Annotated in this window: 23 protein-coding genes; 17 read left to right on the top strand and 6 right to left on the bottom strand. The window is 64.0% G+C overall.

Annotated elements, in window-relative coordinates:
• Positions 1-3 precede the first annotated feature (3 nt).
• The 11 genes from ACWGS8_RS11825 (at position 4) to ACWGS8_RS11775 (ending at position 10,195) form a co-directional block, all read left to right on the top strand.
• The gene (locus tag ACWGS8_RS11825) at positions 4-891 is read left to right on the top strand and encodes an intradiol ring-cleavage dioxygenase (protein ID WP_454581089.1); all 888 of its coding nucleotides are present in this window, start codon (positions 4-6) and stop codon (positions 889-891) included.
• A 69-nt stretch (positions 892-960) separates the two neighbouring features.
• Positions 961-1,779 carry an SDR family NAD(P)-dependent oxidoreductase gene (locus ACWGS8_RS11820; protein ID WP_454581088.1) on the top strand — a complete coding sequence of 273 codons (819 nt, stop codon included), beginning with the start codon at positions 961-963 and terminating at the stop codon, positions 1,777-1,779.
• Positions 1,780-1,845: 66 nt separating this feature from the next.
• Positions 1,846-3,153 carry an ABC transporter substrate-binding protein gene (locus ACWGS8_RS11815; protein WP_454581087.1) on the top strand — a complete coding sequence of 436 codons (1,308 nt, stop codon included), beginning with the start codon at positions 1,846-1,848 and terminating at the stop codon, positions 3,151-3,153.
• A 25-nt stretch (positions 3,154-3,178) separates the two neighbouring features.
• Complete coding sequence (locus ACWGS8_RS11810) at positions 3,179-3,907, top strand: ABC transporter ATP-binding protein (RefSeq protein ID WP_454581086.1); 729 nt, start codon at positions 3,179-3,181, stop codon at positions 3,905-3,907.
• Entirely contained in the window at positions 3,904-4,632 is a 729-nt protein-coding gene (locus tag ACWGS8_RS11805; protein ID WP_454581085.1) for an ABC transporter ATP-binding protein, read from the top strand. Before ACWGS8_RS11810 ends, ACWGS8_RS11805 begins: the two co-directional genes overlap by 4 nt.
• Complete coding sequence (locus tag ACWGS8_RS11800; RefSeq protein WP_454581084.1) at positions 4,619-5,482, top strand: branched-chain amino acid ABC transporter permease; 864 nt, start codon at positions 4,619-4,621, stop codon at positions 5,480-5,482. Before ACWGS8_RS11805 ends, ACWGS8_RS11800 begins: the two co-directional genes overlap by 14 nt.
• A complete protein-coding gene (locus ACWGS8_RS11795) occupies positions 5,479-6,504 on the top strand; it encodes a branched-chain amino acid ABC transporter permease (RefSeq protein ID WP_454581083.1) in 1,026 nt (341 codons plus the stop codon). The genes ACWGS8_RS11800 and ACWGS8_RS11795 overlap by 4 nt, the downstream gene beginning before the upstream one ends.
• A 12-nt stretch (positions 6,505-6,516) precedes the next feature.
• Positions 6,517-7,533: a zinc-dependent alcohol dehydrogenase gene (locus tag ACWGS8_RS11790; protein WP_454581082.1), complete on the top strand. Its 1,017-nt coding sequence runs from the start codon at positions 6,517-6,519 to the stop codon at positions 7,531-7,533.
• A gap of 12 nt (positions 7,534-7,545) precedes the next feature.
• Complete coding sequence (locus tag ACWGS8_RS11785; protein ID WP_454581081.1) at positions 7,546-8,334, top strand: alpha/beta fold hydrolase; 789 nt, start codon at positions 7,546-7,548, stop codon at positions 8,332-8,334.
• 28 nt (positions 8,335-8,362) lie between these two features.
• Complete coding sequence (locus tag ACWGS8_RS11780; RefSeq protein WP_454581080.1) at positions 8,363-9,583, top strand: acyl-CoA dehydrogenase family protein; 1,221 nt, start codon at positions 8,363-8,365, stop codon at positions 9,581-9,583.
• 63 nt (positions 9,584-9,646) lie between these two features.
• Positions 9,647-10,195: a flavin reductase family protein gene (locus tag ACWGS8_RS11775; protein ID WP_454581079.1), complete on the top strand. Its 549-nt coding sequence runs from the start codon at positions 9,647-9,649 to the stop codon at positions 10,193-10,195.
• Between the two features lies 1 nt (position 10,196).
• Here ACWGS8_RS11775 and ACWGS8_RS11770 read toward each other — a convergent pair whose 3' ends face one another.
• The 6 genes from ACWGS8_RS11770 to ACWGS8_RS11745 all read right to left on the bottom strand — a co-directional run bounded on the left by ACWGS8_RS11770 (position 10,197) and on the right by ACWGS8_RS11745 (position 16,666).
• Positions 10,197-10,946 carry a ribonuclease activity regulator RraA gene (locus tag ACWGS8_RS11770; protein ID WP_454581078.1) on the bottom strand — a complete coding sequence of 250 codons (750 nt, stop codon included), beginning with the start codon at positions 10,944-10,946 and terminating at the stop codon, positions 10,197-10,199.
• A 23-nt stretch (positions 10,947-10,969) separates the two neighbouring features.
• Positions 10,970-12,133: a mandelate racemase/muconate lactonizing enzyme family protein gene (locus tag ACWGS8_RS11765; protein ID WP_454581077.1), complete on the bottom strand. Its 1,164-nt coding sequence runs from the start codon at positions 12,131-12,133 to the stop codon at positions 10,970-10,972.
• 24 nt (positions 12,134-12,157) lie between these two features.
• Complete coding sequence (locus ACWGS8_RS11760; RefSeq protein ID WP_454581076.1) at positions 12,158-13,255, bottom strand: ABC transporter ATP-binding protein; 1,098 nt, start codon at positions 13,253-13,255, stop codon at positions 12,158-12,160.
• Positions 13,256-13,264: 9 nt separating this feature from the next.
• A complete protein-coding gene (locus ACWGS8_RS11755; RefSeq protein ID WP_454581075.1) occupies positions 13,265-14,155 on the bottom strand; it encodes a carbohydrate ABC transporter permease in 891 nt (296 codons plus the stop codon).
• The gene (locus tag ACWGS8_RS11750) at positions 14,152-15,111 is read right to left on the bottom strand and encodes a carbohydrate ABC transporter permease (RefSeq protein ID WP_454581074.1); all 960 of its coding nucleotides are present in this window, start codon (positions 15,109-15,111) and stop codon (positions 14,152-14,154) included. Before ACWGS8_RS11750 ends, ACWGS8_RS11755 begins: the two co-directional genes overlap by 4 nt.
• Before the next feature lie 76 nt (positions 15,112-15,187).
• Positions 15,188-16,666, bottom strand: coding sequence for an ABC transporter substrate-binding protein (locus ACWGS8_RS11745; RefSeq protein ID WP_454581073.1), 1,479 nt, complete (start codon positions 16,664-16,666; stop codon positions 15,188-15,190).
• Between the two features lie 213 nt (positions 16,667-16,879).
• Here ACWGS8_RS11745 and ACWGS8_RS11740 point away from each other — a divergent pair, with 213 nt between their 5' ends.
• The 6 genes from ACWGS8_RS11740 to ACWGS8_RS11715 all read left to right on the top strand — a co-directional run bounded on the left by ACWGS8_RS11740 (position 16,880) and on the right by ACWGS8_RS11715 (position 23,541).
• Positions 16,880-17,590, top strand: a complete 711-nt coding sequence (locus ACWGS8_RS11740) for a GntR family transcriptional regulator (protein WP_454581072.1) — start codon at positions 16,880-16,882, stop codon at positions 17,588-17,590.
• Positions 17,591-17,646: 56 nt separating this feature from the next.
• Complete coding sequence (locus tag ACWGS8_RS11735; protein ID WP_454581071.1) at positions 17,647-18,813, top strand: mandelate racemase/muconate lactonizing enzyme family protein; 1,167 nt, start codon at positions 17,647-17,649, stop codon at positions 18,811-18,813.
• A gap of 61 nt (positions 18,814-18,874) precedes the next feature.
• Positions 18,875-20,233, top strand: a complete 1,359-nt coding sequence (locus ACWGS8_RS11730; protein WP_454581070.1) for a mandelate racemase/muconate lactonizing enzyme family protein — start codon at positions 18,875-18,877, stop codon at positions 20,231-20,233.
• 104 nt (positions 20,234-20,337) lie between these two features.
• Entirely contained in the window at positions 20,338-20,664 is a 327-nt protein-coding gene (locus ACWGS8_RS11725) for an NIPSNAP family protein (protein ID WP_454581069.1), read from the top strand.
• Positions 20,665-20,673: 9 nt separating this feature from the next.
• Positions 20,674-21,873: a mandelate racemase/muconate lactonizing enzyme family protein gene (locus ACWGS8_RS11720; protein WP_454581068.1), complete on the top strand. Its 1,200-nt coding sequence runs from the start codon at positions 20,674-20,676 to the stop codon at positions 21,871-21,873.
• Positions 21,874-22,044: 171 nt separating this feature from the next.
• Positions 22,045-23,541 carry an aldehyde dehydrogenase family protein gene (locus tag ACWGS8_RS11715; RefSeq protein WP_454581067.1) on the top strand — a complete coding sequence of 499 codons (1,497 nt, stop codon included), beginning with the start codon at positions 22,045-22,047 and terminating at the stop codon, positions 23,539-23,541.
• Positions 23,542-23,749: the final 208 nt, after the last annotated feature.

Here is a 23,749-nt window from a genome sequence, read left to right as displayed (position 1 = left end):
CCCATGATCGACGAACACGAACACGGCTATTTTACCGAAGCGAACTCGGCCGAAGTCGTCGTGGCGCGCAACAAGAACGCCAAGGACCAGCGGCTCGGCCAGGTGATGGAGGTCATCACCCGCAAGCTGCACGAGGCGGTGAAGGAGATCGAGCCGACGCAGGAAGAATGGTTCGACGCGATCATGTTCCTGACGCGGACGGGTCAGATCTGCAACGAGTGGCGGCAGGAGTACATCCTCTTGTCGGATATCCTCGGCGTCTCGATGCTGGTCGATGCGATCAACAACCGCAAGCCGTCGGGCGCTTCGGAATCCACCGTGCTGGGGCCATTCCATGTCGCCGACGCGCCCGAACTGCCGATGGGCTCGAACATCTGCCTCGACCAGAAGGGCGAGCCGATGTTCGTGCACGGCCGCATCCTCGACACCGAGAGCAAGCCGATCGCGGGCGCCAAGATCGATGTCTGGCAGGCCAATGACGAAGGCTTCTACGACGTGCAGCAGAAGGGCATCCAGCCCGACTTCAACCTGCGCGGCGTCTTCCGCACCGGCGCGGACGGACGCTACTGGTTCCGCGGCGCGAAGCCCAAATACTACCCAATCCCGGATGACGGGCCGGTCGGCAAGCTGCTCGGCGCGCTGGGACGCCACCCCTATCGCCCGGCGCATCTCCACTACATCGTCGAGGCCGAGGGCTTCGAGGCGCTGACCACGCACATCTTCGATCCGGACGACCCGTATATCGATACGGACGCCGTCTTCGGCGTGAAGCAGAGCCTGCTCGCCGAATTCCGCAAGGTCGAGGACACCGCGGCCGCCGCCAGGGCCGAGGTTGTGGCTCCGTTCTACGATGTCGAGTTCGATTTCGTGCTTTCGCGAAAGAAGAAGTGAACCGCAGCGCCGCGGGTGCCGCGAAGGCGCCCGCGCGCAGGCCGGTGTCGCGCAAATGGGAGGAAACTGATGGCCGCACTTGAGAAGATGTTCGATGTCAGAGGCAAGTCGGTGATCGTCACCGGCGGCGCCAGCGGCATCGGCCAGGCTTATGCAGAGATCATGGCCGAGCATGGTGCGAAGGTCTGCATCTTCGACCTGAATCCCGCCGGGCTGGACAAGACCGTCGCGGCGATCAGGGCCGCGGGCGGCGAGGTCTGGGGCCAGGTCGTCGATGTCGGCGACCGCGCGGCGATGGCGCGAGCCTTCGACAAGGTGGCAGAAAAGGCGGGCTCGATCGATGTTGTGTTCGCCAATGCCGGGATCGACGCCGGGCCAGGCTTCAATACCCCGACGGGCGAGAGGAACCCCGAGGGCGCCATCGAGAACCTGCCCGACGAGCACTGGGACAAGGTGATCGAGATCAATTTGACCTCGGTCTACACCACGATCAAGCATGCCGTCCGGCACATGAAGCCGAATGGCGGCGGCCAGATCATCGTCACGTCGTCCATCGCCTCTCTGATCAACGAGAGCATCGTGGGCACGCCCTACATGCCCGCCAAGGCCGCGGTGAACCATCTCGTGCGCCACATGGCGATGGAGCTCGGCGCCTACAACATCCGCATCAACGCCATCCTGCCAGGGCCGTTCATCACCAACATCGCTGGTGGCCGGCTGCGCAATCCGGCTGACCGCAAGGCCTTCGAGGCCCAGTCGCTCGTCGGCCGCATCGGCGATCCGGAGGAGATCAAGGGCTTGGCGCTTTATCTGGCGTCGCCCGCCGCGTCCTACGTGACCGGCTCGCTGATCGTCATCGATGGCGGCTCGCTGCTGCGCATGACCTGACCAAGCTTTGAACTGACGCGGGTTTCGTCGAGGGGACGGGCCGGCTTAACCAAGGGAGGAATGACCATGACCTACTACAACAAACTCGTGAAATCGGGCTTGCCCAGCCGTCGGACCGTGCTGAAGGGGCTTGGAGCCAGTGTTGCCGCCGCCAGTACGCTGGCCATGCCGCGCTATGCGCGCGCCGCGACGGCGGGCAAGATCAAGCTGGGCTATCTCAGCCCCACCACCGGTCCGCTCGCCCTCTTCGGCGAGACGGACGGCTATACCTTGCAGAAGATCCGCGCTGTGCTCGGCGGCCAGCTGCAATGCGCCAACGGCAATACCTACGAGATCGAGATCCTCGATCGCGACAGCCAGTCCAATCCGAACAAGGCATCGGAAATCGCCGGCAACCTCATCCTGAACGACGAGGTGCACCTGCTCGTTCCGGCCTCGACCACCGACACGATCCTGCCCGCGGCCGAACAGTCCGAACTCTATGAGACGCCGTGCATCTCCTCCGGCGCGCCCTGGCAGGCGGTGATCATGCCGCGCGGCGGCGGCAAGCAGACCTTCGACTGGACCTACCATTTCTTCTGGGGTCTCGACGAGGCGCTGAACACCTTTGTCGGGCTCTGGAACCATCTGGAGACCAACAAGAAGGTCGGGATGCTGTTTCCCCAGAACATCGACGGCGAGACCTGGGGCAATGACGAATACGGCCTGCCGGCACCGACCCGCAAGGCCGGCTACGAGGTCGTGGTGCCCGGCTACTTCCAGCCGCGCACCAATGATTTCTCCGCCCAGATCGCCGAGTTCAAGAAGCAGGGTTGCGACATCATCGGCGGCATCACCTATCCGGACGATCTGAAGACCTTCGTCACCCAGTGCAACCAACAGGGCTTCAAACCGAAGGCGGTCACCGTGGCGGCAGCGCTCCTGTTCCCGGGCGGCGTCGAGGCGATGGGTCCGCTTGGCAACGGCATGTCCTCGGAGGTCTGGTGGACGCCGGCCTTCCCGTTCAAGTCGTCGCTGACCGGGCAGGTCAGCAGCGACATCGCCACGCAATGGGAAGCCGATTCGAAGCGGCAGTGGACGCAGCCGCTGGGCTATTCGCATGCCTTGCTCGAGGTTGCGCTGGACATATTGAAGCGCTCTTCCAATCCGCTCGACCGCCAGGCCAATCGCGAGGCGCTGGTCGCCACCGATCTGCAGACGCTGGTCGGCCATATCAAGTTCGACGGTTCGCCGCACAAGAACATCTGCAAGTCGCCGATCTTCGGCGGCCAGTGGGTGAAGGGCGAGAAATGGCCCTACGATTTGAAGATCGTCGACAACACGGTCAACCAGCTCTTCGCGCCCCAACAGGCGATCAAGCCGATCGCCTGGTGACATGAAGAGGGACGCGGACGGATCCATGGCCAGGGAAATCCTGCTGACGGCGCGCGGCGTGTCGAAGTCCTTCGGCGCCGTCCGCGTCCTGCACGAGGTGAGTTTTGACGTGCTTCGGGGCGAGGTGCTGGGCATCCTCGGCCCGAACGGGGCGGGCAAGACGACGCTGTTCAACATGATCAGCGGCGATTTGAAGGCATCCGGCGGCGAGATCCAGTTCGGCGACACCGCGCTGCGCGGCGAGCCGCCCTTCCGTCGCTGCCAGATGGGGATCGGACGGACCTATCAGATCCCGCGTCCCTATTCCGGCATGACTACCTTCGAGAACCTGCTGGTCGCCGCCGCTTTCGGCGGCGGCCGGTCGGAGAAGCAGAGCTATGCCTTCTGCGCTGAGGTACTGCGCGATTGCGAGCTTTCCGACAAGGCCAATGTTGCTGCCGGCGCCCTGACGCTGCTCGACCGCAAGCGGCTGGAGCTGGCGCGCGCGCTGGCGTCGGATCCGAGGCTGCTGCTGCTGGACGAGATCGCGGGCGGGCTGACCGACGATGAATCGAAAGCGCTGGTGGCGCTGGTGCGCCGCATCCGGGACCGCGGCATCACCATCGTGTGGATCGAACATGTGCTGCACGCGCTGCTGGCCGTGGCCGACCGGCTGTTGGTGCTGAACTTCGGCGAGAAGATCGCCGAAGGCGTGCCCGCCGAAGTGATCGCGCTGCCCGAGGTCCAGCGCGTCTATATGGGGATCGAGGCATGACGGCCGTTCTTTCCACCCACGCGCTGCTGGCCCGCTATGGCGATTTCCAGGCGCTCTACGGCATCGACATCGAGCTGCACCAGGGTGAGGCCGTGGCTCTGATCGGCGCCAACGGGGCAGGCAAGTCCACCCTGCTGCGATCGATCATGGGCCTGCTCCCGGTTGGGCGCGAGATGGTGCGGCTGCACGGCGACCCTGTCGGCGGTACCGCGACCGACCGCATGGTGCAGAAGGGCGTCGCCATCGTGCCGGAGGGCCGCCGCCTGTTCACCGGCATGTCGGTCGAGGACAATCTGCGCGTCGCCATCGACCAGGCCACGCGCATGGGCGCCAAGGGCGGATGGACGCTGGCACGGCTGCACCAGCTGTTCCCGATCCTCAAGGAGAAGGCCCGCACGCAGGTGCAGAGCCTCTCGGGCGGGCAGCAGCAGATGGTGGCCATCGGCCGTGCGCTGCTGTGCCAGCCGCGCGTCCTGCTCTGCGACGAGATCAGCCTCGGCCTCGCGCCCAAGGTGATCCGCGAGATCTATGCCGCTCTGCCTGAAATCCGCGCCACCGGGACGGCGATGATCGTGGTCGAACAGGATGTCGGCCTCGCCCGGACTGCCTCGGACCGTCTCTACTGCATGCTGGAGGGGCGCGTGACCCTGACCGGCAGATCGGCCGAAATCACGCGCGAGCAGATCGGCAAAGCCTATTTTGGAGCGGGCCATGGAGTGGTTTGACGCCTTGGTGCAGGGGATTCTGCTGGGCGGCATGTATGCCCAGTACGCGCTCGGCATGGCGCTCATGTTCGGCGTCATGCGCATCGTCAACATCAGCCATGGCGACCTGGTGATCCTTCTGTCGCTGATCGGCATCTCGATGGCGACGGCCTGGGGCCTGGGACCGCTGCCCGTGCTGATCGTCTTGGTGCCGCTCGCGGTGCTGATGGGCTGGGTGCTGCAGAAGGCCGTGCTGAACAGGGTGGTGGGCAGCGATCCGCTGCCGTCGCTGATCGCGACCTTCGGACTGTCGATCGCGCTTCAGAACCTGATGCTCCAGATCTGGTCCGCCAACAGCCGGTCGCTGCCCGGCCATGGCATCGAGAGCCAATCCATCGAGATCGGCAGTGTCTATATTGGCCTGCTGCCGCTGATCGTGCTGGCGGTCGCCACTGGTCTGACCTGGGGCCTCGATCTGACGTTGAAGCGCACGCGCTTCGGCCGGGCGCTGCGCGCCGCGTCGGCCGATGTCGAGGCGGCGGCGATGACCGGCATCAACCCGCGCGCCGTCTATGCGATGGCGACGGCGGCGGCGGTCGGCATCCTCGGCTTTGCCGCCGTCTTCCAGGCGCTGCGGTCGACCGTCGCGCCGGCCGATGGACCGGCCCAGCTGATCTACGCGTTCGAGGCGGTGATCATCGGCGGCATGGGTACGGTGTGGGGCGCCTTCGTCGGCTCGATGGTCCTCGGCATCTCGCAGGCCATCGGCTTCCGCATCGATCCGGGCTTTGGCGTGCTCGCCGGACACATCGTCTTCCTGATCGTGCTGGCGACCCGCCAGCAGGGCCTGTTCGGAAAGGCATTGGCATGAGTGCGATCCCCTATGTGGAAACCGAGGCGCCCGAGGTGCTGGTTCAGTGCCAGACCCGCTCCGGTCGCGTCGCGATGACGCTGGCGGTGCTGGCGATGATCGCTGTCGCGGCCATGCCGTGGTGGGCCTCGACCGGCACGATCCGCTCGATCCTGGTGTTGTGCTGCTACATCGCCGTCGCGCAGATGTGGAACCTGCTTGCCGGCTATGCCGGGCTTGTCTCGGTGGGCCAGCACGCCTTCATGGGCGCGGCCGGCTATGCGCTTTTCGTGTTGGCGCAGACTTACGGCATCAATCCGTTCGTGGCGGTCTTCCTGTCGCTTCTGGTGCCGGCGGCGCTGGCCGTGCCGATCTACCTTTTGCTTCATCGCCTGGATGGCCCGTATTTCTCGATCGGTACATGGGTGGTGGCCGAAGTCTTCCGGCTGACCGCATCGAACCTGCCGCTGGTCAATTCCGGCGCGGGCATGTCGCTGCGCGTGATGAAGGACTATTCGGCCTTCGAGCGCAATGTCGCCATGTCGCTGCTCTGCGCCGGCATGCTGCTGGTCACGCTTGGCGGCAGCTACTGGCTGCTTCGCTCGCGCTTCGGCCTTGCGCTGATCGCCATGCGCGACAACCCGGTCGCGGCCGCCAGCCAGGGCGTAAACGTCGCCAAGCTGCGCTTCCTCGTCTACGTCGCGTCGGCGGTCGGCTGCGGCCTTGCGGGCGCGATCTACTTCATGGCGCAGTTGCGGATCACCCCGGGTTCGGCCTTCGACCCGATGTGGGCGAATGTGGCGATCTTCATCGTCATGGTCGGCGGCATCGGCTCCATCGAGGGCGTTCTGATCGGATCCCTGATCTTCTTCGTCGCCGACCGCTGGTTCGGTGAATACGGCGCAACCTATTTCGTCGTCCTCGGCCTGATGACGCTGCTGGTGGCGCTCTACGCCCGCACCGGCATCTGGGGCCTGATCTCGAAACGGTGGGATGCGCCATGGTTCCCGATCCGACGCAAGCTCGTCGATCCGGACCGCTGAGGGGAGATTTTCATGAAAGCAGCCATCTTCGATACGGTCGGCAATCCGCTGCGCGTCGGCACGGTGCCAGACCCGACCCCGGCACCCGACGAGGTCGTCCTGCGTGTCGCCGCTTGCGGCATCTGCGGCAGCGATCTGCACATCACCGAGGATCCGGTGCCTTTCGGCATCGGCGGAGGTTTCGTTCTCGGCCATGAATTCGCCGGCGACATCGTCGCGCTGGGATCACGGGTCGCGGGCCTTGGGATCGGTGACCGTGTCGCCGTCGTGCCGATGCGCGGCTGCGGGCAATGCCAGGCCTGCCGGCGCGGAGATCCAGGCCGCTGCCCCGACATGGTGCTGATTGGCGGCGGCTATGCGCAATACGCGGCCGTCGCCGCGCGCCAGTGCCACGTCCTGCCCGAAGAGGTGGCGATAGAGGATGGCGCGCTGGCCGAGCCGCTCTCGGTCGCGCTGCATTGCATCGTGCGCTCGGGCATGAAGCCGGGAGACCGGGTCGCCATACTGGGTGCCGGACCGATCGGCCTGCTCGTCGCCTTCTGGGCGCGGCGGATGGGGGCGTCGTGCGTGGTCGTGGCCGATATACACAGCCATCAGCGGGGCCGCGCGCTGGCGCTTGGCGCGACCGGTTTCGCTCTATCGGGCAACAGGCTGGCCGAGAACCTTGCCGATCTCTGTGGCGGTGCGCCCGATATCGTCTTCGAATGCGTCGGCAAGCGCGGCCTCATCGACGCGGCGGTCAGGGCGGTCCGGCTGCAGGGCACTGTGGTCGGCGTCGGCCTGTGCATCGGCGGCGACGAATGGGACCCGTTCATCGCGCTGACCAAGGAAGCGAACGTGCTGTTCTCGGTCTTCTTCCATCAGCGCAACGAGTTCGGCGTCGCCCTTGATGCGCTGCGCGGCGGACCTTTCGCGCCGCGGGCGCTGATCACCGATCGGATCGATCTCTCGCCGGTCCCGCAGGTCTTCGAGAGCCTTCGCCGCCGCACCACGCAGTGCAAAGTGCTGATCCAGCCCGAACTTGTCTGAGGAGGGATAAGAATGACCGTCCAGTTCGAAACGCTCGAATACGATGTCGGCGGCGTAAAAACGGTGGTGAAGGCCATCGGCAAGGGCAAACCCGTGCTGTTCCTGCACGGCGCCTCGACGCTGGAAGGTTTCGACTTTGCGGCAGGTCTCGCCGACCGGTTCCGCGTTCTGTGCCCCAGCCATCCGGGCTTCGGCTTTTCTGGTGCCGCGCCGCATGTGGCTGGGATGCCCGACATGGTTCTGCATTATCTGAACCTGCTCGATGCCCTGCAACTGTCGGAGAAGCCTCATCTCATCGGCTTTTCCATGGGTGGTTGGATGGCGACCGAGCTGGCCGGCCTTGCCCGCGAGCGTTTCGACAAGGTGGTGCTGATCGCGCCGGCAGGGCTCAACGATCCTTCGCACCCGGCGACGGATCTGGGCGCGGTGGCGCCGCAGGAGCTGCCCGCCCATCTGGCGCACGACGTCTCGGTGGCGTTGCGCTATTTCCCGGACGGCTCGGACCCGGCCTTCGCGGAGGCCTTCGGCGCCGATCGCGCCCGTGAGGGCGAGACGCTGGGCCGCCTGCTGGCGCCATTCGGCATGGGCCATCCCAATCTGCGCCGCTTCCTGGCGCGCATCACCAATCCGACGCTGGTCGTCTGGGGCACCAGGGACCGTCTGTTGCCCGCCAGCCAGGCGCCACTCTTTGTCGAGGCGCTCCCGGATGCACGCCTGATCCAGGTCGAGGATGCCGGCCATTTCGTCATGCAGGAAAGACCCGAAACGCTGAGCAAGATCGGCGACTTCCTCGCCGGCTGATCACATTTCAAACAAGGAGGAGAAAACGATGAACAAACCCATCAAGCATGGCTCGTGGGGAACGACCGTCGACCATCGCGACCTGCTGAAGAAGATCGCGGAGATCGGGCCGATCCTGGAAGCCAATGCCGCCGCCGACGAGGATAGCGGCGAACTGACCCAGGCTACGTTCGAGGTGCTGAAGCCGCTGCGCATGTCGCATATCTTCGCCGCCGAAAGCCTTGGCGGCGCGCAACTGCCACCCACGCAGGGCCTTGAACTGATCGAGGCGATCACCTGGCATTCGGGATCGGCGGGCTGGGTTTCGATGGTGCATTGCTGCATTGGCGCGATGTCGGCGGCCTTCCTGCCCGACAGTGCGGTCGCGCGGCTTTTCGCGCCGGGCACCGACAACCGTTTCTCGGGGCAGGGCGCGCCGCTCGGCATGCTGAAGAAGGTCGACGGCGGCTACCGGCTGAACGGCAAGTGGAGCTATGGCAGCGGCTTCAGCCACGCCACCTACAGCCACAGCGCCGCCTTCGTCGACGACGGCGCCGGCAAGCCCGCCAAGGACGAGAACGGCAATGTCATCGTCATGTGCGCGCATGCGCCGATCCCCGAGCACAAGCAGCTCGGCAATTGGGACGTGCTGGGCCTCGGCGGCACCGGCAGCATCGACTACGCGGCCGAGGACGTCTTCATTGCCGATGATCTCGTCTTCCCGATCCTGACCGCGCCGCCGCTGCGCCAGAAGGAGTTCTTCAGCCTCGGCGTCGTGGGCCTCGCCGCCATCGGCCATACCGGCTGGGCTCTCGGTGCGGGCCGGCGGATGCTGGACGAGATCGCCAAGTTCGCCCGCTCGAAGTCGGGCCGCGCCGGGCTGATCGGCGAGAGCGAGAAGTTCTGGCACGACTATGGCCGCGCCGAGGCCCGCTATCGTGCCGCCCGCGCCTTTGTCTTCGAAACCTGGCGCGACATCGAGGCGACGGTCGAGGCCGGCAACAGGATGTCGACGCGGCAGATCAGCCTTGTCCATCTGGCCAAGTCCGAGATTCACGAAGTTGGCGTCGATATCTGCAACTTCGCCTATCGCGCGGGTGGCGGCGCGTCGCTGCGCGCCGGCGTGATCCAGCGCACCTTCCGCGAGATGATGGTGGCGGCCAACCACTTCACGATCGCTCCGTCGATCGTCACCTCGGCCGGCCGCGATATCGGCGGCGTCTGGAGCGACCGCGTCTGGCAGTTCTACGACCTGATCGAGAAGAAGTAGTCCGAAGGGCCGGACGGCGGACGCCGTCCGGCCCCTTTTCCAAGCAGCAGAAGAGACATGCCGATGAACGCGCCGCATCCGATGACCAACGCCTTCCGCGAAGCCTTTCGCCGCCATCCGGCGGGTGTCGCCGTGATCACGGCCGATCCCGGCGACAGGCCGGTGGCGATGACCGTGTCCTCGCTGATCTCGGTGAGTGCCGCGCCGCCGGTCGTCGCCTTCTCGCTCTCGATGAAATCGACCTCGTCCGAGCCCCTGCTGCGGGCCGAGACCATGGTGATCCACCTGCTCCGCTTCACCGATATCGACCTGGCGCAACTCTGCGCGTCGAGCGGCGCGGAACGCTTCCCGCCCGGGGGCGCCTGGGCGCGGCTGCCCACCGGCGAACCGCGCTATACCGGCGTTTCGACCTGGTTCCGCGCGCGCCGGCTCGGCCTGCTGCCGATCGAGGGCGCGACGCTGGTCGCGGCGGAGCTGCTGGAAGGCGAGGTACAGCCAGACGAGGTCGCTCCGGAGGCGCATTCGCTGGTCTATCTCGACCGTCGCTGGCATCGCCTGCACAAGGAACTGGACGGCGTGGCCGAGCTGCTCGATACGTCACGTTTTCTCTAGGCTACGTTGGGCTCCCCAAGCCGTTTGTCTTGCGCCAGGCCTCGTATTCTGCGCGGGCGTCGTCATGCAGCGGATAATAGCGTTGCAGCGGGGCGCCCTGCATAAGCTTCTCTCGCGAGAACTCTTCCCAATCGTGATGCTTCTTGGCTTCTTCGATGACCTTTGCGGCCATGGCGACGGGAACAACCACGACGCCGTCATCGTCGGCAACGATGATGTCGCCGGGGATCACCGTGACACCGCCGCAGGCAATCGGAACGTTGACGGCATTGGGATAGATGCTGGTCTGCACATGATAGTTGGGCGTCCAGCCGCGCAGCCAAAGCGGCAGGTCGAGCTTTTCGACATTGGGCCTGTCACGCATGCATCCATCGATGACAACGCCCGCGCCGCCTCTGCCCTTGAAATAGGTCGACATCATATCGCCAAAGACGCCGGAGCTCATGTCGCCGCGCGCGTCGACCACGACCACGTCGCCCTCCTGGGCATGATAGAGCACGTGCCGGTGCAGTTGCGTCTCCGGATCGGCATATTCGCCCTCGTTGAAGAGATCCGGGCGCTGCGGCATGAACTGCAGCGTCAGCGCCGGCCCGACGATGGATTTGCCGTGGTTCTGCGCCACCGGTCCGACCATGTGCGGATTGCGGAAGCCCATATGGCCGAGCGTGCCGGCAACGGTCGCGGCGCCGATCTCCTTCAATCCCTCGATCAGGTCCTTGGGCGGCCGGGTGATATCGGAGGTGTGCGTCATGGTGGACTCCGGTTGATATTGAACTACCAGTTGGTGACAGAACCGTCGCGGCGCTTGAGGTGCGGCGCTTCCCAGAAACGGAAGCTCTGCGCCTGGATCGCCGCCTCATTGACCTCGACGCCGAGCCCGGGCAGATCGCCGACCGGATAGGCGGGGCCGTCGAGCTGCGGTTGCACCGGGAAGAACTCGGAACTGTCGAAGCCCAGCTTTCTTTCGGGCGCCCTGGTCTCGAGCCAGGCGAAATTGGGTACCGCGGCGGCAAGATGCACGGTCGCGGCCGTGCACACCGGGCCGAGCGGATTGTGCGGCATCAGGTCGACATAGTGCGCCTCGCTCCAGCCAGCGACCTTCATCGCTTCGGTGAGCCCACCGACATTGCAGACATCGAGCCGGTTGAACTGATGGATGCCGCGCTCGATGTAGGGCAGGAACTGCCACTTGCTGGCAAATTCCTCGCCGATGGCGAACGGAATGTCGGTCATCGTGCGCAGGGATTCGTAGGCTTCCGGGGTTTCGTCGCGTATCGGCTCCTCGAGGAAATCGAGCACGCCGCGGCCGAGCTTGTTGCAGAAGCTCGCCGCCTCGGCCACCGACAGCCGATGATGATAGTCGATGCCGAGGACGACGCCGTCGCCCAGCGCCTCGCGGGCCTTGTTCAGCATCCGCGCGGTCACGCCGATCGACTCGCGCGGCTCGAAGATGTCCTTGCTGTTTTGCCCGACGGGGAAGAAGCGGATCGCCTGCCAGCCCTGTTCGTACAATTCGCGGGCTCGTTCGATGGCAACATCGCCCTCTGCCTCGTCACCGGTCGAGGCGAAAGTGGGGATGCGGTCGCGCTGCCTGCCGCCAAGCAGGTCGTAGACCGGCACCCCCAGCGCCTTGCCCTTGATGTCGTGAAGCGCGATGTCGATGGCGGAAATCGCCGCCTGCAAAACGCGCCCGCCTTCAAAATACTGGCTGCGATAGGCCTCTTGCCAGATGCGGCCGATCTGCAGGGGATCGCGGCCGACAAGGAATTCGCGATAGTGCTCGACCGCGCCGGTCACCGCCTTCTCGCGGCCGCTCAGGCCGCTCTCACCCCAGCCGAAAATGCCCTGGTCGGTCTCGACCTTCACCAGCATCTGGTTGCGCGTCCCCACCCACACCGGGTAGGGCTTGATCGCGGTGATCTTGAGCTTCGTCGTCATCCACGCCAGTCCCAAACGCCTGTCTCAGGCGGCCTCGAGTGCCATTTCAGTTTCGCCGTCGAACAGGTGCATCCGCTCCTGGTCGAACTCGAGCCAGATCTGCTCGTCAGGTTTGACGGCAATGTTGGGGGACACGCTGATGTTGACGATGGCGCCGGAGAGCAGCGCCTGCACGAAGGTCACGTCTCCGGTGGGTTCCACCGTATATGCCTTGGCCGGAATGGCGCCGGGGACCGCGCCCTTGTGGAGTTTGATCGTCGAGTGCCGCGCACCGAGCACGACCTTCCTGCTGGTCGCGCTCTGGGCCTTGCGCGCGTTGCGTTGCGACAGCTCGAGGCTCCAGCCTTCCGCGCTCTTCAGGACGGTGTCGCCGTTTGCCGTGGATGCCTCCAGTGGAATAAGGCTCATCGCCGGGCTGCCGACGAAGCTGGCGACGAACATGTTGGCCGGATGCGCGAAAACCTGCGCCGGCGAATCATATTGCTGTAGATAGCCGCCGTTCATCACGGCCATCCTGTCCGCCATGGTCACGGCCTCGAGCTGGTCGTGCGTCACATAGATGATCGTCGCCTTGAGGTCCTGATGGAACCGCTTGATCTCGGAGCGCATCTGCACGCGCAGCTTGGCATCGAGATTGGAGAGCGGTTCATCCATCAGGAATACCGCCGGATCTCGAACAAGCGCGCGGCCGAGCGCCACGCGCTGCTGTTGCCCGCCCGAGAGTTCGCGCGGCTTGCGCTCGAGCAACTGCGTCATGTCCAGCACACGCGCTGCTTCACGGACCTTCTTGTCGATCTCGGCCCTTGGCAGCTTGCGCATCTGCAGCGGGAAGGCGAGGTTCATGTAGACGGACTTTTGCGGATAGAGCGCGTAGTTCTGGAACACCATTGCGATGTCGCGGTCCTTGGGGTCGAGGTCGTTGACCAACTGGTCGCCGATGACGATGTCGCCGGATGTGATCGGGATCAGCCCGGCGATGAGGTTGAGGGTTGTCGTCTTGCCGCAGCCCGAGGGGCCGACGAGCGCAACGAACTCACCGTCATTGACCGTCAGCGAGACCTCGTTGACGGCTTTGAAGCCGCCATAGGTCTTGACGAGATCTTTGAGGACCACATGGGCCATCGGCAACTCCTAATGCTTGACCGCGCCTTCTGTGAGGGCGCGTACGAAGTATCGTTGCAGGACGAGGAACAGCACCACGACGGGCACGCTCATCATGAAGCTGGCCGCCATCAGGCCCGGAAAGTCCGTCGTGTTTTCCGAGAAGAAGCGCTGGATGCCGACCGGCAGCGTCAGCTGTTCGTTCTTGGAGAGGAAGGTGTAGGCGTAGATGTACTCGTTCCACGCGCCGATGAAGGAGTAGATCGCCGTGGCGATGATGCCCGGCGTCGACAACGGCATGACGATCAGGATGAAGGCCTGGAACCGCGTCGCGCCATCGATGCGCGCCGCCTGCTCGAGCTGCACCGGGATGTTGTCGTAGAAGCCCTTGAGCAGCCAGATCGCCAGCGGCAGGCCGAATGTCAGGTAGGTGAGAACGAGCGAGCCGTGCGTGTTCACCAGCCCGATCGCGCGCATCAGGATGAAGAGCGGCACGAGAAAGATCACCGCCGGGAACATGTTGCGAAGCAGGACGGTGAAGAACAGGAAGTTCCGGCCCGGGAAGGTGAAGCGCGAAAACGCGTAGGCCGCGGGAACCGCCACGATCACCGAAAGGATGGTTGTGGCGGTGGAGACGAAAAGGCTGTTCCAGAAGAAGCGGAGGAAGTCCTGGCCGACGCTGTTCTGCGGATCGAGCAGCTTCTGGTAGCTGGCAAGGGTCGGTTGGTCAGGCCACCATTGCGGCGGGAATTGCATCGCGGCGAAGCCGGACTTGATCGAGGTGATCAGCATCCAGGCCATCGGCAGCGCGGTGTAAAGCAGCATGAATACCAGGAAGATGCGCCCGCCCCACCGCCATCCGTCTATGCGGATGCGGCGACGGGCCTGGCCTCGAGGAGCTGTCTCGGCAATCGTGCTCATGCGCTCCCGTCCTTCCGGTCATTGCCGCTCAGCGCGCGGACGTAGAAGTAGCCCAGCGTCATCAGGATGATGAACAGCAGCACCGAATAGGCCGATGCCACCCCCCAGCGCTGCCGGCCGAAGGCGAGCTCATAAATGTGGGTGATCCAGATATGCGATGCGTTCGACGGCCCGCCGCCGGTCATGATCCAGGGGATGATGAAGGAGTTGAAGTTGGCGACCGCCAGCAGCAGGATCGTCACCGTCGACACATTGCTCAGATGCGGGAAGGTGACGTGCCAGAAGCGCTGCCACGCATTGGCGCCGTCGACTTTGGCGGCGCGCAGCAACTGGTCGGGGACCGTCTGCAGGCCGGCCATCATCATGATCATGGCAAACGGAAATTCACGCCAGATATTGACGACGATCAGGGAGGGCAGCACCGTTGAGACGCTGTCGATGAAATTCGGCGGCCGGTCGGCCAGGCCGAGGCCGACCAGCACCGCGCCGATGATGCCGAAGTCCGAATGGTAGATCCACTTCCAGATATAGGAGGCGGCGACCGCGCTGATGACCCAGGGAATGATCAGGATGGCGCGCAGGACCCCACGGCCGAAAAAGTCGCGGTGGAGTGCCAGCGCGGCGGCAAACCCCAGGACGAAGGAGATGACGGTGGATCCCACCGTCCAGATCAGCGTGTTCCAGGTGACTTTCCAGAACACCGCACTGGTGAGGATGGTCGTGTAATTGGCGAAGCCGATGAAGGTCTTGTCGCGGAGCTGCAGGCCAGGCGGCGTGCTGAAGAACGACAGCTCGATCGTATAGTAGATCGGATAGGCGATGACGACGAGCATCACGGCGATCGCGGGCAGCACGTACGCATAGTCAGCGCGATGCTCCCAGATCTTGCGCAGCACGCCGGATCCAGCGGGTTGCAATCTTCGGCGAGCCTCGGTCTTGCCGGTCACGATCGTCACTTTGGCGTGCCCTTGTTCGTCGGAACGAACCGGCTGCCCCTCAGGGCAGCCGGTCAAGATCGCGGGTCAGCTCGGACTAAAGTCCGCCCATCAGGTCTTTCACCTTCTTGGCCGCGTCGTCCGCTGCCTGATCGACGGTCATCGCTCCGGTCAGGGCATTCTGCAGCATGTCCGGGATGATGATGTTCATGATCTCGGGAGATTGCGGCAGCGCCGGGAACGGAATGCCGTATGGCAGCATCGAGGTCGTCACATCGAGGAACTTGATGCTGTCCAGGCGCTCCTTCATCCATTTGGTCTTGAAGCCGTTGAGATTGCCCGGGTTCGAGCCGGCATAGGCCATCTTCAGCGACCATTCCGGGCTGGTCCACATGCAGATGATGGCCTTCGCGGCCGGTTCGTCCACCTTGCCGCCCTCGACATATTCGGGCTTCAGGATGTGGATGTTCGAGCCGCCGAACACGACAGCGCGCTTGCCGTCGGGGCCGGTCGGGATCAGGCCGTAACGCATGTTGTCGATGACGGTCTGCGCCTTGTCCTTGTCGGTGCCGGTCGCCTTCTTCTGCAGGTCGAGCATGACATTGTAGTCGGACGGGTGCGAGATCATCATGCCGAGCTGGCCGGCGAGGAACAGAGGCTGGTTGTCGGCCTGCTGGTTGGTGAGCGCCGAAACCGGAACCGACTTGTCGCGGACATACATGTCGTAAGAGGCTTGCAGCGCGGCCTTGCTCTGCGGGCTGTCGAGCTCGACCTCCTTGTAAGTCGGGTTCGCCGTGGCTTCGTCGAAGACGCCGCCGCCATAGGCCCACAATTGAGGCATGAAGCGATACGGGGTATTGCCGGCATTCTTGCGAGCCACGAGGCCGTAACCGGCAATGCCGAGCTTGTCGTGGATCTGCTTGGAATATTTGACGACGTCGTCCCAGGTTGCCGGAGCCTTGTCCGGATCGAGACCGGCGCGCCTGAAGATATCGGCATTCCAGATGAACGCCATCGTCTCATTGTTGGTTGGAATGCCGTAGGTCACGCCGTCCCATGTCACGGCCTTCATGGCGCCCGGCCAGAAATCCTCGGTCGAATACCCCACATCCTCGGGCTTCAGCGGTTGCAGATAGCCCTTTGAAGCGAACTCGGTGCCGCCCAGGATTTGCAGGCGGACCGCCATCGGCGCCGCATTGCCAAGGAGCGCCGTGCGGAACTTGTCCAGGAGATCGTTGTAAGTGAGGGCCTGTTCCTCGAGCTGGATGTTCGGATAGGTCTTGCGGAAGGTCTCGAAGAAATCCTTGTAGTACTGGCGCAAGAGATCGGGGTCGCCCTCGAACACGCCCTGATACCAGAAAGTCAGTCGCCCCTTGTAGTCGAGCGGGGTGACCTTGCCGCAATCGGCGGCCGTGTCAAATTCCTGTGTGCCCGCAATGGAGCGCACATATTCCGGCGACCACTTGCTCAAGTCGACCGGCGCCGCGCCCAGAGCCGGTGCGGACATCAACGATGCGATCAATGCAGTGGAGACAGTGCCGCGCAGGACGGCACCGCCGAGTGTGAACCTCGTCATAGGTATCCTCCAGGTTTCTCTCCCATGCCGCCCTGCATCGAGGCGAGCGGCTTTACTCGTCGGCCGCAGGGACATCTCCTCAAATGTATCCCTTCGAGCAATTTATACGTTTTCAGATCGCAGATTGGCTGTCAACGCAACAAATCGTACATTGTTTATGGAAATCGTGCGTGATATCGAGAAAGGTGTGTATTCGTGGAAGGGGAGCCGGCCTTGGCCGAAACGCGGGAATTTAAAGCAGAGCCACCCGAGGGGATCGATCCTCTCGGCGCCTCGAGCGAGGGCGCCTCGCTTTATGAGCTGATCAGGGAGGACATCATCGAGGGCCGGCTCGCCGCCAACGAGCGGCTTGTGGTCACAGATCTCGCCCGGCGTCACGGCACCTCGACCAATCCCGTGCGCGAGGCTCTGCAACTGTTGCGAGGGGAAGGCTTTGTCACCTTTCTCCCAAATCGCGGGGCGCGCGTGCGGCCCATAGACCAGGATTTTGTCCGCGATATCTACGAGATCGGTGTGCTTATCGAGCCGGCGCTGACGCGATGGTTCGTGAACATGGCTACCGTCGAGGACATTGCCGAACTCGAACGTATCCAGGGCCTGATCGAGGAGAACAATTTTGCCGACACGTTCAGGCACAGCGAACTGGACACCGCCTTTCACACGGTGATGTACCAGAGGCACTACAACCGCCATGCCGCCGAGCTTTGGTGGAAGCATCGCGAAGTGCTGCGCGCCGTGAGCCGGCGTTTCAATTTCACGCTCGCCCGGCGTGCCGCGATCATTCGCGAGCACCGCGAACTCATCGCGCATGTGAAGGCGGGAAATGCCGACGAGGCAGCCGAACTCATTGCGCGCCATGTCGAAGGCTCCGGGCGGCATGTCCTCGAACACATGCGCGCGCGCAACGCCGCGCGGGCAGGGTAGAACAATCGGCCCGGAACACCGCTCCTCGGGTCATTCCAGATAAGGGTAGTTGAGAGATGAAAATCACGAGCATTCGGCCGTGGCTGATCAAATCCGATGCTTCTTACTGGGGAGAGTACCTGTTCGTCGAAGTGACGACCGACGAGGGGGTGAGTGGCTGGGGCGAGATCACCACCACGACAAAGCTGGCCAACCGTGCGCTCTGCACGATCCTGCGGCAGATCGGCGCCGCCGTCACCGGCGAGGATCCGGCGCGCATCGAGCACCTGTGGCACAAGATTTTCCGCAGCTTCACCTATATGGGCAGCCGCGGCGCCGCCGTCGAATGCGTGAGCGCCATCGACATAGCGCTCTGGGATATCCGTGGCAAAGTCCTCGGCAAGCCGATCTACGAGTTGCTGGGCGGTCCGGTACGCGGGGAAATCGCGCTCTACACCCATCCCAACCAGGCGAAATTCACCAGCAAGGAGGCTGTGGTCCGCGAAATCAGCGACATCGTCGAATCCGGACACACGGCGCTGAAGTTCGATCCTTTCCCGCATCAGGGCCGCAGCACCGATGGGCTGTCGCGCGAGCAGCGGGACGGCTATCTCGACGGCAGCATGACCCGCAAGGACGAGCGCGAAGCCGCCGAACTCACGGCGCTGATCCGCGAAACGGCGGGTCCTGACATCGACATCCTCATCGACGCGCATGGCCGCTTCGACGTTCCCACCGCCATTCGCCTCTGCCGCAGCCTCGAGGAGGCCGGCCAGATCGACTGGTTCGAGGAGCCCTGTCCGCCCGAGAGCCTCAACGCCCTCAAGCAGGTGCGTGACAAGGTCAGTGCCCCGATCTCGTGGGGCGAGCGCGGCCATACGAAATGGGATTTCGTGCCGGTGCTCGAGAACAAGCTCGCCGACTACATCATGCCTGACGTCACCTGGACCGGCGGCATCACCGAACTGAAGAAGATATCCGCCCTGTGCGAAGCCTACTACATCCCGGTCTCGCCGCATGACGCCGCGGGGCCGATCAACGTGGTCGCGGGGGCGCAGGTGATGATGACCGTTCCGAACTTCTACAAGCTCGAAACGTCGGAGTGGAACCTGGGCAAATACGATCATCTCATCGACAAGCCGCTCGATGTTTCGAACGGCAGCCTCAGGCTGACGTCGAAGCCTGGTCTCGGTGTCGAGATGAACCGCGACTACCTGCAAGCCCATGAGATCGAGCTGAGCTAGCACGCTCGATGCCGGCCGGCGCCTGGGGCGGACAAGCCCCCGACCAGAACGAGGACAAGTCATGCCAAAGACGGGCGGAGCCGGCGAGGCTCTCAATCGGGTCAACACGAATTCCAAGCCATCCGACCTTCGCATCACCGACATGCGGGTGGCCGAAATCGTCGGCGCGCCATTCACCTCGGCGCTGCTCAAGATCTATACCAATCAGGGCATCGTCGGGCTTGGCGAGGTGCGTGACGGCGCCAGCGCCACCTACGCGCTGATGCTAAAAAGCCGGCTGCTTGGCGAGAACCCTTGCGACATCGATCGCCTGTTTCGCCGCATCAAGCAGTTCGGCGGTCATGGCCGGCAAGGCGGCGGCGTCTCGGCGGTCGAGATCGCGCTGTGGGACCTCGCCGGCAAGGCTTATGGCGTTCCCATTTACCAGATGCTCGGCGGCAGGTTCCGCGATCATGTGCGCGTCTATTGCGATACCGATGCGGAGAAACCAAGCGGCACCGAAACCGGAAAGCGCCTCAAGCAGCGCATGGGCCGGGGTTTCACCTTCCTCAAGATGGACCTGGGCTTGATGCAGATCGCCCATATCCCCGGCGCCGTATCCGCGCCCGCCGGCGCGCTCGAAGGGTTTCATGCCAATCCACGCGGCCGTGGCGGCACGCCAGAGGAGCGCAAGGCGCGAAATCTCGCCTACGACGCGCAGAACGTGCAGCACCCGTTCACGGGCCTGCATTTCACCGAAAAGGGGATTGATCTGCTCGAGCAGTACATCCACGAGGTTCGCGAGGTGATCGGATACGAGATCCCGCTCGCCATCGACCATGTCGGCCACATCTCGCTACAGGACGGCATACGCCTGTCGCGCCGTATCGAGAAATACGTTCCGACCTGGCTGGAGGACGTCATCCCCTGGCAATATACCGAGCAGTACCGGCAATTGCAGGGAGCCACCACCGTGCCGATCTGCACCGGCGAGGACATCTACCTCAAGGAAGGCTTCGAGCCGCTGCTCAAGAGCGGCGGCCTCTCCGTCATCCACCCGGATCTGCTCACCAGCGGGGGCATCCTCGAGACGAAGAAGATCGGCGACATGGCGCAGGACCACGGCGTCGCCATGGCGATCCATATGGCCGAAAGTCCGATCGCCGCGATGGCCGCCGCGCATGTCGCCACCGCGACCGAGAACTTCATGGCGCTCGAATACCACTCCGCCGATGTCGACTGGTGGGACGATATCGTCACCGGCCTGCCCAAGCCGCTCGTCAAGGACGGCTTCATCACCGTGTCCGACAGACCGGGGCTGGGCATAGACGATGTGGTCGACGAGGTGATCAGCCAGCATCTGCAGCCCGGTGTCACGGGGATATGGCAATCCACCGAGCATTGGGACAATGAATATAGCTGGGACCGGACCTGGAGTTAGCCCAGACCCCATGCCCACATTCCCCCCAGGCTCACAGGGCCAACGACCGACCATTCGTGTCGACCTCTCCCAAGGGAGAGGCGAAGAAAGAAACGGACGAAACCATGATCTACGAACTGCGTATCTATGACTGCCTGCCGGGCAGGCTGCCGGCTTTGCTCAAGCGCGTTTCCGAGCAAACGCTGGCCATTTGGGAGAGGCATGGCATCCGCCAAGCCGGGTTTTTCACCACGGCGATCGGCGAAAACAGCAATCGCCTCACCTATTTCCTCGCCTGGGAATCGATGGCAGAGCGTGAGGCGAAATGGACGGCTTTCGTCACCGATCCGGCATGGCACAGGGCCGTGGACGAGTCTCAGCGCGACGGGCAGATTATCGCCAATATCAGCAGCCAGCTGCTCACGCCGACAGCATTCTCGTCTGTGAAATAGGACCGCGCCATGAAGATCACCGACCTGCGCTGCGCGGTCATCGGCAAGCACCCGATCGTTCGCATCGTGACCGACGAAGGCCTCCATGGCCTTGGCGAGGTGGAGTTCACCAAGACCTACCTCAAGCCCTTCGTGCTGCATTTCCGCGAGGCGCTGATCGGCGAGGACCCGACCGACGTCGAGCGGGTGATGCTGAAGATCCGCCAGCGTGGCTCGTTCAAACCCTATGGCGCCGCCGTCTCCGCCATCGAGCATGCGCTGTGGGACATCGCCGGCAAGGCGGCGGGCGTGCCGGCCTACAAACTGCTTGGCGGCAAGGTGCGCGACAAGGTGCGCGTCTACAACGGCTCGATCCGCCGGAAACGCACGGGCGACCGGCCGGAGGATTATGCCGCCGACGTCAAATGGATGATGGAGCAGCCGCAGAACTTCTTCATGGTCAAGCAGGGAATCTCGTTCCACTCCAACATGAAGGACAGCATCGAAGGCTTTCACTACGGCGTGACGCAGAAGAAGGCCGGTTATCACGGCGCCATGGATCAGGGCTTGATCAGCGAGCGCGGCTTCAATCACATGCTCGACTGCGTGATCGCGATGAAGGAGGTGCTGGGCGACAAGGTCAGCCTGGCGCTTGACTGCGGCCCGGGCTGGATGCTGCCCGATGCGATCAAGTTCGCCCGCGCGGTCGAAAAGTACAATTTGATGTGGCTCGAGGACATGCTGACCGGCGACTATGTGCCGTGGGTCAATCCGCAGGCCTATCGCGAGCTGACCACCTCGACCTCGACGCCGATCCATACCGGCGAGCAGATCTACCTCAGGCACAATTTCAAGGAACTGATCGAGACGCAGGCCGTGCGGGTCATCGGTCCGGACCCGGCCGATATTGGCGGCATCGCCGAGCTCAAATGGGTCGCCGAGCACGCCTATATGCACTCGATCCTGATGGCACCGCACGGCACCGCGAACGGCCTGCTCGGCCTCGGCGCGCTGATCAATGTCTGCGCCACCTTGCCGGCAAATTACGTTGCGTTCGAATATCCCAGCGCCTCGGACCCGTGGTGGGAGGATCTGGTGATCGGCCTGCCGGCGCAGATCGTCAGGGATAGCATGGTGGACCTGCTGGAAGCGCCGGGCCTGGGGCTCGATATCGACGCCGAAGCGGCCAGGAAGTATCTCAGCGAAGAGGATGCGGGCTTCTTCGACTGAACCCTCCTTCCTTCACCATGCGAGCGGGTGCCTGAAGCCAGCTTCCGACAGCCGCCCGGGCGACGCCTGTGGTGTTCGTCGCCGCCGGCATGGAGCCCAAGCTCACCTTTCCTTGTTGAGGTCGACCGCGCCGGGAGTAATAGTCGCGGCGGAATTCGTGAGGAGGAAGAGATGACGCTGAACTTCGACCCGAGGGCGAAGGCCACGACGCTTTACCATGGCGAATTCCGGCCGATGTTCATCGGCGGCAAGTGGGTTCCGGCGCAGTCCTGCCAGGAGATGCAGGCGCTGAACCCGGCGACGGGCGAGGTGCTGGCTACGGTGCCGCGTGGCGGGGCGGCCGATGTTGACGCGGCGGTGGCCGCCGCACGCGCAGCCTTCGAAGGCCCCTGGTCGAAATTCTCGCCCTACGAACGGCAATGCGTGCTGCTCAAGATCGCGGATCTGTTCGAGACGCATTGGGAAGAGCTCAGCGTTTCCGACACGCTCGACATGGGGCTGCCGATCACCCGCACGCTGGCCAACCGGCGCCGCGTCATCGGCATGCTGCGCTTCTATGGCGGCATGGCGACGGCGCTGCATGGCGAGGCGATCGACAATTCGATCCCCGGCGAGATCGTCTCCTTCACAAGGCGCGAGCCGGTCGGCGTCGTCGGCGCGATCATTCCCTGGAACGCGCCGACCGCCGCCTCGATCTGGAAGATCGCGCCGGCGCTCGCCACCGGCTGCACCGTCGTGCTGAAGCCCTCGGAGGATGCGTCGCTGACGCCGCTGCTGATCGCCCGGCTGATGCAGGAGGCCGGCGTGCCTGACGGCGTCGTCAACATCGTCACCGGCACCGGAGCCGAGGCCGGCGCGCGGCTCGCCGAGCATCCCGACGTCAACAAGATCGTCTTCACCGGCTCGACGCTGACCGGACAAGCGATCGCTCGGGCTGCCGTCGCCAACCTCAAGCGCGTTTCGCTGGAGCTCGGCGGCAAATCGCCGATCATCGTCTGCCGCGACGCCGACATCGACAAGGCCGTGCCGGTCGCGGCAATGGCGGTGTTCGTGCATTCGGGCCAGATCTGCATCGCCGGCTCGCGTCTTTTCGTGGCGCGCGAAATCCACGACGAATTCGTGCGCCGCGTCGCGGAATTCGCCGGCGAATTGCGCGTCGGCCACGGCATCGAGGCGGAGACCGAAATCGGGCCGCTGATCAATGCCAGGCAAGCCGGCAAGGTGGAGGGCTATATCAAGGCCGGCAGCGAGGAAGGCGCTAAACTGGTCGCCGGCGGCTCGCGGCTGACGGGCGCGCTTTATGATGGCGGCAACTTCATCGCGCCGACCGTCTTCGGTTCGGTATTGGACAAGATGACCATTGCGCGCGAAGAGATTTTCGGACCGGTCATTTCCGCCATGCCCTTCGACACGCTCGACGAAGCGGTGGCGCGCGCCAATGCGACGCCCTACGGGCTGGCCGCCGGTGTCTTCACCACGCATCTCGGCACCGCGCACAAGCTGGCGCGCCGCATCAAGGCCGGCTCGGTCTGGGTCAACATGTATCATGCCATCGACCCGGCGGTGCCGTTCGGCGGCATGAAGATGTCCGGCTACGGCCGCGAAGGCGGCATCGAACACCTGCATGAGTATCTGGAGACCAAATCAGTCTGGATCCAGACCGACTGAGGGGTGTGCCGATATTCAGGTGAGGGCGGCCTGCGAATGGCAATACGCGAGCGCCCCCTGCCTTCGTCATCCATAGGGTCTGCGCGCGTCGCTTCGCTCCTTGCTTCGCCCTTGGATGACGAAGGGCAGGCAAACCGGTGCCAGGGAACCTTTGTTCGGCTGGTGATTTTTTGCCTATATAGGACATGCGAATGGCCAGGAGGGTGTT

It is taken from the genome of Mesorhizobium sp. 43Arga (assembly GCF_053714255.1).
Note: the sequence above shows the minus strand (reverse complement) of the source record. Positions and strands in the feature narration are given on the sequence as shown.

Bases quoted from the DNA above. Each gene is read 5' to 3' on its own strand.
- ACWGS8_RS11825 (WP_454581089.1), top strand. From the start codon at position 4: ATGATCGACGAACACGAACACGGCTATTTTACCGAAGCGAACTCGGCC.
- ACWGS8_RS11820 (WP_454581088.1), top strand. From the start codon at position 961: ATGGCCGCACTTGAGAAGATGTTCGATGTCAGAGGCAAGTCGGTGATC.
- ACWGS8_RS11815 (WP_454581087.1), top strand. From the start codon at position 1,846: ATGACCTACTACAACAAACTCGTGAAATCGGGCTTGCCCAGCCGTCGG.
- ACWGS8_RS11810 (WP_454581086.1), top strand. From the start codon at position 3,179: ATGGCCAGGGAAATCCTGCTGACGGCGCGCGGCGTGTCGAAGTCCTTC.
- ACWGS8_RS11805 (WP_454581085.1), top strand. From the start codon at position 3,904: ATGACGGCCGTTCTTTCCACCCACGCGCTGCTGGCCCGCTATGGCGAT.
- ACWGS8_RS11800 (WP_454581084.1), top strand. From the start codon at position 4,619: ATGGAGTGGTTTGACGCCTTGGTGCAGGGGATTCTGCTGGGCGGCATG.
- ACWGS8_RS11795 (WP_454581083.1), top strand. From the start codon at position 5,479: ATGAGTGCGATCCCCTATGTGGAAACCGAGGCGCCCGAGGTGCTGGTT.
- ACWGS8_RS11790 (WP_454581082.1), top strand. From the start codon at position 6,517: ATGAAAGCAGCCATCTTCGATACGGTCGGCAATCCGCTGCGCGTCGGC.
- ACWGS8_RS11785 (WP_454581081.1), top strand. From the start codon at position 7,546: ATGACCGTCCAGTTCGAAACGCTCGAATACGATGTCGGCGGCGTAAAA.
- ACWGS8_RS11780 (WP_454581080.1), top strand. From the start codon at position 8,363: ATGAACAAACCCATCAAGCATGGCTCGTGGGGAACGACCGTCGACCAT.
- ACWGS8_RS11775 (WP_454581079.1), top strand. From the start codon at position 9,647: ATGAACGCGCCGCATCCGATGACCAACGCCTTCCGCGAAGCCTTTCGC.
- ACWGS8_RS11770 (WP_454581078.1), bottom strand. From the start codon at position 10,946: ATGACGCACACCTCCGATATCACCCGGCCGCCCAAGGACCTGATCGAG.
- ACWGS8_RS11765 (WP_454581077.1), bottom strand. From the start codon at position 12,133: ATGACGACGAAGCTCAAGATCACCGCGATCAAGCCCTACCCGGTGTGG.
- ACWGS8_RS11760 (WP_454581076.1), bottom strand. From the start codon at position 13,255: ATGGCCCATGTGGTCCTCAAAGATCTCGTCAAGACCTATGGCGGCTTC.
- ACWGS8_RS11755 (WP_454581075.1), bottom strand. From the start codon at position 14,155: ATGAGCACGATTGCCGAGACAGCTCCTCGAGGCCAGGCCCGTCGCCGC.
- ACWGS8_RS11745 (WP_454581073.1), bottom strand. From the start codon at position 16,666: ATGACGAGGTTCACACTCGGCGGTGCCGTCCTGCGCGGCACTGTCTCC.
- ACWGS8_RS11735 (WP_454581071.1), top strand. From the start codon at position 17,647: ATGAAAATCACGAGCATTCGGCCGTGGCTGATCAAATCCGATGCTTCT.
- ACWGS8_RS11730 (WP_454581070.1), top strand. From the start codon at position 18,875: ATGCCAAAGACGGGCGGAGCCGGCGAGGCTCTCAATCGGGTCAACACG.
- ACWGS8_RS11725 (WP_454581069.1), top strand. From the start codon at position 20,338: ATGATCTACGAACTGCGTATCTATGACTGCCTGCCGGGCAGGCTGCCG.
- ACWGS8_RS11720 (WP_454581068.1), top strand. From the start codon at position 20,674: ATGAAGATCACCGACCTGCGCTGCGCGGTCATCGGCAAGCACCCGATC.
- ACWGS8_RS11715 (WP_454581067.1), top strand. From the start codon at position 22,045: ATGACGCTGAACTTCGACCCGAGGGCGAAGGCCACGACGCTTTACCAT.